This window comes from Soonwooa sp. T0.1_25, from assembly GCF_057652215.1.
This window is the reverse complement of the sequence record NZ_JBYFBZ010000002.1, coordinates 442,983-453,788: the sequence shown is the minus strand read 5'-3', so window position 1 is coordinate 453,788 and position 10,806 is coordinate 442,983. Positions and strand designations below refer to the sequence as shown.

At 35.4% G+C, this 10,806-nt stretch carries 12 protein-coding genes; 8 read left to right on the top strand and 4 right to left on the bottom strand.

All coding sequences use genetic code 11. The features are described from left to right. Positions 1-246: 246 nt before the first annotated feature. Both coaD and AC23MB_RS05195 read right to left on the bottom strand, forming a co-directional pair. Complete coding sequence (gene coaD / locus AC23MB_RS05200) at positions 247-708, bottom strand: pantetheine-phosphate adenylyltransferase (RefSeq protein WP_312321864.1); 462 nt, start codon at positions 706-708, stop codon at positions 247-249. Positions 709-722: 14 nt separating this feature from the next. After that, entirely contained in the window at positions 723-1,715 is a 993-nt protein-coding gene (locus AC23MB_RS05195; RefSeq protein ID WP_487786688.1) for a D-alanine--D-alanine ligase, read from the bottom strand. Positions 1,716-1,997: 282 nt separating this feature from the next. Here AC23MB_RS05195 and AC23MB_RS05190 point away from each other — a divergent pair, with 282 nt between their 5' ends. The 5 genes from AC23MB_RS05190 to murI all read left to right on the top strand — a co-directional run bounded on the left by AC23MB_RS05190 (position 1,998) and on the right by murI (position 7,223). Further along, positions 1,998-3,014, top strand: a complete 1,017-nt coding sequence (locus tag AC23MB_RS05190; RefSeq protein WP_487786687.1) for a PASTA domain-containing protein — start codon at positions 1,998-2,000, stop codon at positions 3,012-3,014. Between the two features lie 71 nt (positions 3,015-3,085). Next, the gene (locus tag AC23MB_RS05185) at positions 3,086-4,159 is read left to right on the top strand and encodes an RluA family pseudouridine synthase (RefSeq protein ID WP_079666864.1); all 1,074 of its coding nucleotides are present in this window, start codon (positions 3,086-3,088) and stop codon (positions 4,157-4,159) included. A gap of 35 nt (positions 4,160-4,194) precedes the next feature. Beyond that, positions 4,195-5,157, top strand: coding sequence for a PorP/SprF family type IX secretion system membrane protein (locus tag AC23MB_RS05180; protein ID WP_409456494.1), 963 nt, complete (start codon positions 4,195-4,197; stop codon positions 5,155-5,157). Between the two features lie 54 nt (positions 5,158-5,211). Further along, positions 5,212-6,336, top strand: coding sequence for a radical SAM family heme chaperone HemW (hemW, locus tag AC23MB_RS05175; protein WP_487786686.1), 1,125 nt, complete (start codon positions 5,212-5,214; stop codon positions 6,334-6,336). 65 nt (positions 6,337-6,401) lie between these two features. Beyond that, on the top strand, positions 6,402-7,223 hold the full coding sequence (murI, locus tag AC23MB_RS05170) for a glutamate racemase (protein WP_312321870.1): 822 nt from the start codon (positions 6,402-6,404) through the stop codon (positions 7,221-7,223). On the opposite strand, the gene AC23MB_RS05165 is transcribed toward murI, so the two are convergent. Further along, positions 7,218-7,787 (bottom strand): RsmD family RNA methyltransferase, encoded by a 570-nt coding sequence (locus AC23MB_RS05165; protein WP_312321871.1) that lies wholly within the window; start codon positions 7,785-7,787, stop codon positions 7,218-7,220. The two genes, murI and AC23MB_RS05165, sit on opposite strands and share 6 nt — an antisense overlap. Before the next feature lie 31 nt (positions 7,788-7,818). Further along, positions 7,819-8,538: a DUF3822 family protein gene (locus tag AC23MB_RS05160; RefSeq protein WP_312321872.1), complete on the bottom strand. Its 720-nt coding sequence runs from the start codon at positions 8,536-8,538 to the stop codon at positions 7,819-7,821. 130 nt (positions 8,539-8,668) lie between these two features. Between AC23MB_RS05160 and AC23MB_RS05155 the strand changes: the two genes are divergently transcribed. The 3 genes from AC23MB_RS05155 to AC23MB_RS05145 are packed head-to-tail and all read left to right on the top strand — an operon-like array spanning position 8,669 to position 10,717. After that, positions 8,669-9,868 (top strand): thioredoxin family protein, encoded by a 1,200-nt coding sequence (locus tag AC23MB_RS05155; protein ID WP_487786685.1) that lies wholly within the window; start codon positions 8,669-8,671, stop codon positions 9,866-9,868. A gap of 5 nt (positions 9,869-9,873) precedes the next feature. Then, positions 9,874-10,512 (top strand): DUF3575 domain-containing protein, encoded by a 639-nt coding sequence (locus AC23MB_RS05150; protein WP_487786684.1) that lies wholly within the window; start codon positions 9,874-9,876, stop codon positions 10,510-10,512. Positions 10,513-10,516: 4 nt separating this feature from the next. Next, on the top strand, positions 10,517-10,717 hold the full coding sequence (locus tag AC23MB_RS05145; protein WP_079666873.1) for a hypothetical protein: 201 nt from the start codon (positions 10,517-10,519) through the stop codon (positions 10,715-10,717). Positions 10,718-10,806 lie beyond the last annotated feature (89 nt).

Here is a 10,806-nt window from a genome sequence, read left to right as displayed (position 1 = left end):
CCGTTTATCTGGCTTTAAAGGAAGCCACCAAAAAATGGTCAATGCCCATTCAAAACTGGGGATTGGTTTTAAACCAATTTATGCTTATTTTTGAAGAAAGGCTCAGATTATAAAATCCAAGCCCTAACTTTTTAACTTACACACTTAACGGGATAGTGTCAGAGCGGTGTTCCCTTTTATTAAAGTTTAATAAAAAAACTCCGAATGCTAGATAGTACTCGGATTTTTTGTTTTTAATATAAAGATCTAAACTCTCACAGAATCAGGAACCATAATCTGGTAGTTACCACCAAAAGAGATAATTTCTCTCACGATGCTACTGCTGATAAAGGATTTTCCGGAAGAAGTCAGTAGGAAAATAGTTTCAATAACATTCTCTCGAGTCAATGCACGATTGGTTTGTGCAATCGCTTTTTCGAACTCAAAATCGGCAGGATTTCTAAGGCCGCGCAAGATAAAATTAACACCTTTACTTTTACAATAATCGACGGTCAAACCTTCGAAGTCATCAACTTCAACATTCGGAAAATCTTTGAAAGTATTACGTATAAACTCTTTGCGTTGCTCGAGAGAGAACATATATTTCTTCTGTGAGTTTTTGCCGATGGCGATAATTATTTTGTCAAACAAAGGGGAAGCTCTTTCTACGATGTCGTAATGTCCAAGTGTGATCGGATCAAAAGAACCAGGGAAAACTGCTATTCTCATTAGTTTCAGTTTGGTTAATGTAAAGGTTTGTTAAGCGCTTTTTCAACTTCGTTACCACAAAGGTCTTGTATGCTGATGCCGTAGATTTTGGCTTGTTGCGGAAGGATGCTTGCTGGCGAAAAACCAGGATTGGTATTCATTTCCAACATATAGGGTTCGCCGTTCATGATGATATATTCGCTTCTAGAGAAGCCACTCATCCCAAGAGAATCATACGCACGAATCGAAACCTCTTCAACTTTTTTGCGTGTTTCCTCGTCGAGTCTTGCTGGCGTTATCTCTTTCGAAGCGCCTTCGTATTTAGCTTGATAATCAAAAAATTCGTTGTCAGGGACAATTTCCGTAATACCCAGAACAATAGTTTTTCCTTGATAATCTAAAACACCAACCGACACCTCGGTGCCGTCCAAGAAGCTTTCGATAAGGATTTCGTCATCTTCTTTGTAAGCGATTTCAATCGCTTTGTTTAGTTCAGAGATATCTTTAACCTTGGAAATTCCGAGGCTGCTTCCAGATTGGTTTGGCTTCACAAAAACAGGAAGTCCCAGTTCTGCCACTATTTTTTCTTGATCGACAACTTCGCCTTTTCTTAAATATATACTTTTCGCAGACGGAATATTATATTTTGACAAAACTGCCAACGTATCTTTTTTATTAAAAGTCAAGGCACTTTGGTAGAAGTTGCAACCTGTGTAGCGTTGCCCAACCGCATCCCAATAAGCTTGCAGAATGCCATTTTCGCCTGGCGTTCCGTGGATAATATTAAAGCAAGCATCAAATTTCAAGGCGCTACCATCAGCCAACGTCACCGAAAAGTCCGCTTTGTTAATGCCATATTTTTGTTGGTTTTCGTCCAAAAAGTACCATTCATCTTTTAGGATAACAACCTTATAAACATTGTATTTATCTCGGTCTAGAGAGTCGTAGATCAATTGTCCACTTTTTAGCGACACAATATATTCATCAGAATAGCCACCCATAACAACAGCTATATTTTTCTTTTCCATAACAGATTTATATTGCAACAAATGTAAAAATTTTATCACCAAAGACCGTCCCGTTTGCTTTTTATTTTTGGGCGATTCCCCAACTTTTCCTAGCTTTTTCCTTCGCACAGTTGCGGTCAGGCTATTCGCTGCTATCTTCTGTCCATCGCTTTAGCCATTTCTTCAGAAGGATATCCGCTGCTATCCCTATCGCAAAATGGCATAAAAAATGAAGCAACAGGAAAAAACTACAAAAATTATTATTTATATTTGCTAGATATTTTTGTAACAAAACAATAGAATATGTTCAAATCTTTTTTCCATTGGAAAGTTTTGGTTAACCTCCTTGTCGCTTTAGCGGTATTTGCAGGTCTTGTTTGGCTGACTTTCCGTTGGTTAGAGTTTCATACCAATCATGGTGAAGAAATTCCTGTTCCTAATGTTGTTAATATGACAGTGCACCAAGCCATCAAAGTTCTGGACGATTCAGGTCTAGAGTATGAGGTTGACAGTGCACAATATAATCCAGTATACAAACCTTTCCAAGTCTTGATGATTTCTCCATCACCAGGATCTCATGTTAAAGGCGGAAGAACTGTACTTTTAAAAGTTAACCCAAGGACTTGGGCAAAAGTAGCAGTGCCAGATATTATCGATCGTTACAAAGGTTTGGCATTTAACCAGCTTAATTTGGTTGGTCTCAAGGTAGGTGATACCCTTTACGAACCAAGTATTCAAAGAGATGCGGTTCTTAGAATTTTATATCAAAGTCGCCCAATCAAACCAGGTGAATTGCTTCCGAAATTCTCTTCTGTGGATTTGGTAATTGGTTCTGGTCCAATGCGTAACGTGACGATTCCTAATTTGGTTGGGCGTACAGTACAAGAGGCTAAAAAGATTATCGCTCAGAATTTATTCGAAGTTGGTATTGTAGAATATGAAGACGGCAAAACCGACGAATCAGCAATTATTTATTATCAAGATCCACCAGCGGGAGCGCTTCGTGATCAAGGGATGCAGATTGATCTTTGGGCGAGTAAGAAAACACCTGCCGAGATGTTTAATAAAGTAAAAGAATTGGATTTAATGTATCGTCTAAAAGTTGATACTGTGGCACCACCACCAATTAGATATGAAGAAGTAGATTTTGACGCACCAGCAGCGCCTGTGCCAGTTGTTCCAAAACCAAAGCCTACGCCAAAACCGGAGGCAGAGAAGAAGCCACAGACTACAACGACAAAACCAACAATAACTTCTTCTGATAAAAAACCTGCAACAACCGAAAAACCAAAAGAAAAGAAAAAGGTTATTGTAGAATAATTTTAATAAAAATAAAACATATAAAAGTGGCTTCAGCTTAGTTGTTGAAGCCAATTTTGATAAATAAAAGTATGCAAGAAGATAATTACGAAGACGAATTTGATGATGCTTTAGAATCTAATGATGAAGTGGGATTGTCTGATGAGAATAGTGGACTTTATGAACATCTTAATATTACAGTTGATAAAAAACAAGAACCACTGCGTATCGATAAGTTCTTATTAATCTATCGACAAAACTCATCCCGTAACAAAATATCACAAACTTGTCGCGCTGGTAATGTTGTCGTTAATGGTAATCCTGTTAAGCAGAATTATCGTGTAAAGCCAGGTGACGAGATTAGTGTACTTCTTGCGCATCCACCAAGAGAAAATGTCATCATTCCACAAGATATTCCAATTAAAATCGTTTATGAAGATGACGATTTAGTGGTTGTCGATAAAGATGCTGGGATGGTTGTACATCCAGGTTTCGGAAATTGGGATGGTACTTTGGTTAACGCACTAGCATTTCATTTTGCAAAAGACCCGAATTACAATTCAGATTTAGATCGAGTAGGATTGGTACATCGTATTGATAAAGATACATCTGGACTTTTGGTGATTGCAAAAACAGAGTATGCGTTAAGCTATTTGGCGAAGCAGTTTTTTGATAGAAAAACAAGACGTTTGTACTGGGCTTTTGTTTGGGGAAATGTTGCTGATGATGAAGGAACAATACGCGGACATATTGGACGCCACCAGAAGAATAGAATGCAAATGGCGGTCTATGAAGATGGCAGTCACGGTAAACATGCTGTAACGCATTATAAAGTTTTGGAACGTTTTCGTCACATGACTTGGGTTGAATGTAAGTTGGAGACTGGGCGTACACATCAGATTAGAGCACATTTTAAACATATTGGTCATACCTTATTTAATGATGAACGTTACGAGGGACATACAATTTTGAGAGGTGTTAATCTTCCAAAATATAAACAATTTGTTCAAAATGTTTTTGAAGTATTGCCAAGACATGCGCTACATGCACATACATTAGGATTTATCCATCCGACGACGAAAAAAGAAATGTACTTCGAAAGTCCGATGCCTAGTGATATGCAAGAGGCTGTTGAGAGATGGCGAAAGTATTTGGAAAGTAATTAAAAGTATCTAATACAATATTTTTTTATATTTGCCTTGTGAGGAAATTTTATAAAATCTTTAGCGCTGCTTTTATTTTGGCATTATTTAATGTAAACACAGTTAAAGCTCAAGAGACTTTACCATTATATCAACAATATTTATTGGATGGGGATTTCTTATTCAATCCAGCATTGTATGGGGAATCTGATGATGTTGTTCTAAATCTAAACTATCAAAAACAGTTTTCCAATTTTGGAGAATCGCCTAACGTACAATCTGTTGGGATGCATGCCAATGTTTTCGATAGAGTAGGTGTTGGCGCGTCTTTTTTTAGAGATCAAAATGGTCCCATTTCTGCAAATGGTATAACTATAGGATCTGCATATTTCATTCCGCTTGGTGATGAAGAAAATCGTGAAAATCAATTCTCATTTGGGGCAGGAGCAAGTTTTTATAACATGAATTTGGATACAGCTCTGTTAACACCAGAAAATCCAAATGATCCTGTACTTTATGATAAAAATATTTTTCTAGCCTACGCTAATTTAGGTGTGGCGGTTAAATATAAAGGTTTTGCTGGTGGTGTTTCGGTGATGGATATTGCATTGAATAATGACATCCCAATCGTTAATGGTATTGAACCTTCTCCTACCAAAATTATTATGAATGCTGGTTATGATTGGCATTTTGCAGATAGTTTTTTTATAACACCATCGGTCCTTTGGAATCTCAATACCAATTCATCAAGTATGATGGATCTTAACCTTCTAGCAACTATTTTTTCAGACAATGCCAGTTTTTCTGGAGGTGTTAGTTTTAGAAGTGCAAAAAGTAGTGTGGGTAGCCAAAATTTAGGACTTTCTCCAGTTATTAAAGGTCGCGTGGGTAACTTCACTTTTGGAGCAATTTATAACTTCGGAATGTCAGAGTTGCAACAGACGGTTGGTAATAGTTTTATGTTGAGTCTTGGCTTTAGATTCGAGAACTTTATTAATGGACAAGGTTTCCGATATAGATAGAATTTTATTTTAAATTAAATATCATAAAGCCACATTAGTTGGCTTTTTTTCTTGATGATCTACATACATATTCCGTTTTGTAAGCAAAAATGCAGCTATTGCAATTTTCATTTTTCAACTTCTTTAAAACTTAAAGAAGATATGCTGTCGTCGATTATTAAAGAGTTTTCGTTAAGACATAAAGAACTCGAAAACAAAAAAATCGACTCTCTGTATTTTGGTGGTGGGACGCCATCTATTCTAGAAGCTAAAGAAATTGGAAAAATTATTGATGAAGCCAATCGCTATTTTGAATTTAATCCAAACATGGAATTAACACTGGAAGCAAATCCAGATGATCTTAATGCTTCATTTTTAAAAGAGATAATAAATATTGGCGTTAATCGTTTAAGTATCGGTACACAATCTTTTTTTGAAGACGATCTTAAATTAATGAATCGTGCGCACACCGCTTCGGAAGCGGAGTCTAGCATCAAACGTGCGCAAGATTTTGGTTTAGAAAACATCAGTGTTGATCTAATTTATGGTTCTCCGACATCGACAATGGAACAATGGAAACAAAACCTTGCTAAAATCATCGAATTGCAAGTGCCACATGTTTCGTCTTATGCTTTAACCATCGAGCCAAAAACGATTTTGGATAATTGGATTACTCAACAAAAAGTAAAATTGCCCGACGAAGCGTTTCAGAATGATGCCTTTTTCTATATGTCCGAATTTTTAAAAGAAAATGGCTTTGATCATTATGAAATTTCAAACTTTGGAAAACCAAATTTCCATTCTAAACACAATTCTTCATATTGGGAATATAAAGAATATCTGGGCATTGGTCCATCGGCGCATTCTTATGATGGCAAAAATCTTAGAAGTTGGAATGTCGCCAATAATACGAAATACATCAAGTCACTTTCGGAAAATCAGTTACCAATCGAGCGCGAAGAACTTAATGAAAATGATCGCTATAACGAAATGCTGATGATTGGACTTCGTACACAAAAAGGTGTTAATTTGATGAGGTTTAAAAATAGTTTTTCAAGTGAAATGATTTCTGCTTTTGAAACTTCGATTCAGCAAAAAATAAAAGATGGTATTTTAAAAATCGGAAATAATCGTTTGATGATCCCAGAGCAACATTGGTTTATGGCAGATGGTATTGCGGCAGATTTGTTTTTGGTTTAAAATAAATTCCCGATATTAAAGCTGAAAACATAATTAATAAGTAATTTTGCACCAAAGATTTTTTTTTGAAACCTAATTATACACATCTATCAGCAAAGCAACCTATCGGGATTTTCGATTCTGGTGTTGGTGGTTTGACTGTTGCAAAAGAGATAAAAAGATTGATGCCTCAGGAAGATTTAATCTACTTTGGCGATACCAAACATTTGCCGTATGGCGAAAAGTCCAAAGAAGCGATTGTAGGCTATTCTTTGCAAATCGTGAATTTCCTTCTAAGCATGAACTGTAAAGCGATTGTCATTGCTTGTAACACAGCAACAGCGAATGCGCTAAAAGAAATTCTTGACTTAGTTGCTGGGCAAGTTCCTGTTTTCGACGTTATCAATCCGGTTGCAGAAAAAGTAGCCTTCGAAATTCATAATAATGTTGGCGTAATTGCGACGAAAGCAACGGTTAATTCGGGACTTTACAAAAAGAGCATTCGTAAGCATAATAAATTTATCAAAGTGGACGAGCTTGCGACACCGCTTTTGGTTCCTGCGATTGAAGAGGGTTTTGCAAATCACCCAATTACGCACGCGATTATTTACAACTATCTATCCAATAGCAAGCTCAAAAATATTGAAACCTTAATTCTTGGATGTACGCATTATCCGCTGCTTTTAGGCGAGATTAAACAATATTACGGCAATCGTGTTCGTGTGATCGATTCGCCAAATATTGTGGCCAACCAAGTGAAAAGTGTGCTGGATAAATATCAATTGTTGAATGGAGAAAATCCTGATCCCAAATACAGATTTTTTTTGTCAGATATTACGAAGAATTTCGAGAGAATTTCGAAGAAGTTTTTCGGAAACCGAATAGCATTAGAGCTGAAAGTCTTATAGACCTTCAGCTTTTTTCTTGTCAAAAAATGAGAAACTCACATTCCCATATTTTCTAGTTTCGATGTAATTGGGATGTTCGAATTTTTGTCGACTTTGATGTTCCAAAACAAAAGTTCCGTTTTCTTTTAGAAAGTCACCTTCCATCACCAAAGCTATTAAGTCGTTGTATTTTTTTTCGTCCAAGTCAAATGGTGGATCTGCAAAAATTAAATCATAAGTTTTGGTTTGATTACGCTTCTTTTTTAACCATTCAAAAACATCAGAACGTTGCACGTTAACTTGCAATCCAAATCCTAATTCTTGCGCAGTTGTGTTGATGAAGCCTGCATGTTTAGGGTTCATTTCCACGGTTGTGATGTCTGGACAATCTCTAGAAGCAAATTCTAAACAAATGGATCCAATCCCGCCAAACAAATCCAAAACGGAAATAAATTGCATATCAAAACGATGTTCTAACATACTAAACAAAGCTTCTTTTGCGAAGTCAGTTGTTGGTCTAACATCAAAATTTTTGGGAGCAGCAATTCTTTTTGCTTTCCATTTTCCGGATATAATTCTGTACATTTTTTTAATTTTTAAGATTGAATTTTCTCTTCTAAGCGTTGAGTATAAAGGATTTTTTATACAAATTGTCGAAAAGAATTTTCATGTGTTTTGCAAACTTTTGCAACTCAGAGATAAAGGTGTCGTTTTCTGAAGTTTCGCCGTAGATATAAAAATACGTGTCGTTAATTCCGAAGCCGATTTTACTTAATGTAAACATAATAAAATACAAAAAGTCAACTTCCGAAGAAGCATCAAGATTATTATAAAGCACTACTTTTTTATTCTCTAAAGCGAAAAACTCAACCTGATTTTTGTAAAGGTTAATGTGGATTTCCTTTTTATGTTTATTATTAATCGTGTTAAGAAATTTTTCTCCAGTAAAGTTAAAATAAGTTGGTAAGTCTTTGGCTTTTATCGCTTTATAAAAGTTTTTTGGAAAACTATAATAAAATTGAACATCGAATTTTTTATTAATCGATAACATTAATTCTTCGTTAGCTTTGTCAACATCGGCATTGTACGCAATAAGGTCAAATCCAAGATTGTGCTTCTCAAAACCTTCTGGCATTAATGTAAAATGATTAAGCGTGCTCAACACCGTAATATCTTGAAAATCATCTCTAGAAAGCACCTCGTTAAGTGCTTCTTCAATAAGGTTTGCAGGACTTTCTTCCGTTACGAAAAATTGTTTTTCTTCAATGACTTTTTTCGCTTTCAGAATTTGCCATTGCAAGCCGTCCTTCATGAAAAGAAGAGATAATTTTTGCATAAATAACTTTTATAATTTGCAAATTTATGAAATTCTTACGATTGCGTTTTAGTTTTCTTAAAAGTCATTGTCTTAGGTTTTTCAATTTTGCAGTATATTCGCATATTATAAATTAAAGACAAACAAGCTTATGTCATTTTTCGTTGAGCAATCTATGTTGTTGAAAAAAGCCGCAGTTGTATTTGGATTGGGGATTTCTGTTGCTGGTTGGGCACAAAACTCTATTAAATTTGAGGATACAGACTTCCAAACTATTTTAGCTAAAGCCAAAAAAGAAAATAAATTAATCTTTATGGATGCTTTTGCAGTTTGGTGTGGACCTTGTAAAATGATGGAAAAAAATGTTTTTACTGATGCAAAAGTTGCAGATTATTACAACAAAAACTTCATCAATGCCCGTTTTGATATGGAAAAAGGGGAAGGTAGAACATTGGCACAGAAATATTCCGTAAGAAGTTACCCAACTTTTTTGTTTTTAAATGGTGATGGCGAAGCTGTTGGACAAGAATTAGGTTATATCGAAAGTTCAGAGTTTATAAAAGTTGGCGAAAGGTATAACAAACCTGGTAACACACAAGGAAATCTTCAGGAGCGTTTTGATAAGGGCGATCGTGATCCCGATTTTTTAATTAGCTATTTTAAAACAGCGGTGCAGACCAATCCTATTAAAGCAAAAATGGCTGCAGAAGCTTATTTTAAAGTAAAAAAGAATTTAGAATTTTCGGCTGACGAAATTAATATGTTGTTTGGAAGCATCCAATCTAACCAAGATCTTAATTATCAATATATTGTTAATAATAAAGATGTACTTTCTAAATACATCGGTAACGACAATTATTCTCAGTTCATTTTCCGAGTTAATATTCAGAAGATTATTCAGGATGCCACTAACGTTGATAAAAAGACTTTTGATGAGCAATTATACATCAAAGAGGCATCAAAATATATTTCTGCAGAAGAAGTTCAAAAATCGCTTTCTATTATTAAATTAAGCTTTTATCAAAGCGTACAAAACTGGAAAGAGTACGAAAAGGCTGCTTTAGACGTTTTTAAAACTGGAGATGGCTTTTCAGCCGAAGATTTATTAACGGCTGCTAAAAACTTTAGTGATCATATAACAACAAAATCGTCATTAGAAAGAGCCTCGATGTGGGCAGAAAAAGCTTTGATGACAGAAGATTCTTTCCGAACCAATGCGATGGTTGCTACACTTTATAACAAAATCGGAAAAAAGAATGAAGCTAAAAGCTTTGCCGAATCTGCCGTAGCGCATTCGAAAGGTCAAAGTGTTGATCTAACGGAGCTTAACAAAATTATCAATCAGAAATAAAATAGATGAGGAATATTCTTATTGCAGGATTACTTAGTTTAGGAAGTTTTGCTTTTGGACAAGAACAAGAATCTAACAATACAAAAGATTTAAGAATAAAAGCGAACCTACTAACCTTGCCAATAAGCATGATAAATGTTGGTGTAGAAAAGCAGATTAGCGAACATTATACTATACAAGCAGATGTTTTTGTGTCACCTTGGAAGTCGTTTATGGGCAAACATGCACAAGCTTATTTGCTGGGATTCGATGGTCGATATTATTTTAGTAAGGCATTTGAAAAGTTTTATATCGGAGCCAATGTTTCTGGTGGATTTTTTAATATTCAAAAATGGAATTATTGGAACGACAACTTTTATGTTCACAAAAATGGTGAGGTAACGCCTTATATTAATTCTAATCTTTATCAAAAAGGATTTACGTTTATCCTTGGTGCTGTTGGCGGTTATCAATTCCAATGGAACGATCATTGGGGACTTGATATTTATTTAGGAATCGGGACGATGCAGAGCTTCTATAAAGGCTATGATAAAGTAAGTGGCGACCGTTACGATAATCTTGAAGATCGCTCAGGGCATGAATGGGACAGAAGTGGCGAGTGGCTGCCTTATCGTGGCGGTGTGATGTTAACTTATAAACTTTAAACTAATGAAGAAAATTTTAAATCCTAAGTATCTTTTAATCGCAGTTGCAGTTTTTGTAGTTTTATTTTTAATGAATTACATTGGTAACGATAATCCAGATAAAGTAGAACGTGCCGTTTTAACAGGACTTGGTGGCGTTGCGGGACTTACAATATGGATGTTGTTCTTTAATAAGGATAATGATCCTCCACAAAATTTTGATTAAATTATTAATAAATAAGAAATCCACCCCAAAAGGTGGATTTTTATCGATTGTCAATCGTGTCGTTTATATTAAAAGTGTGTTTTTCTTGA

Coding starts and splice junctions, on each gene's coding strand:
- coaD (WP_312321864.1), bottom strand. CDS start 708: ATGAGAATAGCAGTTTTCCCTGGTTCTTTTGATCCGATCACACTTGGA.
- AC23MB_RS05195 (WP_487786688.1), bottom strand. CDS start 1,715: ATGGAAAAGAAAAATATAGCTGTTGTTATGGGTGGCTATTCTGATGAA.
- AC23MB_RS05190 (WP_487786687.1), top strand. CDS start 1,998: ATGTTCAAATCTTTTTTCCATTGGAAAGTTTTGGTTAACCTCCTTGTC.
- AC23MB_RS05185 (WP_079666864.1), top strand. CDS start 3,086: ATGCAAGAAGATAATTACGAAGACGAATTTGATGATGCTTTAGAATCT.
- hemW (WP_487786686.1), top strand. CDS start 5,212: ATGATCTACATACATATTCCGTTTTGTAAGCAAAAATGCAGCTATTGC.
- AC23MB_RS05165 (WP_312321871.1), bottom strand. CDS start 7,787: ATGTACAGAATTATATCCGGAAAATGGAAAGCAAAAAGAATTGCTGCT.
- AC23MB_RS05160 (WP_312321872.1), bottom strand. CDS start 8,538: ATGCAAAAATTATCTCTTCTTTTCATGAAGGACGGCTTGCAATGGCAA.
- AC23MB_RS05155 (WP_487786685.1), top strand. CDS start 8,669: ATGTCATTTTTCGTTGAGCAATCTATGTTGTTGAAAAAAGCCGCAGTT.
- AC23MB_RS05150 (WP_487786684.1), top strand. CDS start 9,874: ATGAGGAATATTCTTATTGCAGGATTACTTAGTTTAGGAAGTTTTGCT.
- AC23MB_RS05145 (WP_079666873.1), top strand. CDS start 10,517: ATGAAGAAAATTTTAAATCCTAAGTATCTTTTAATCGCAGTTGCAGTT.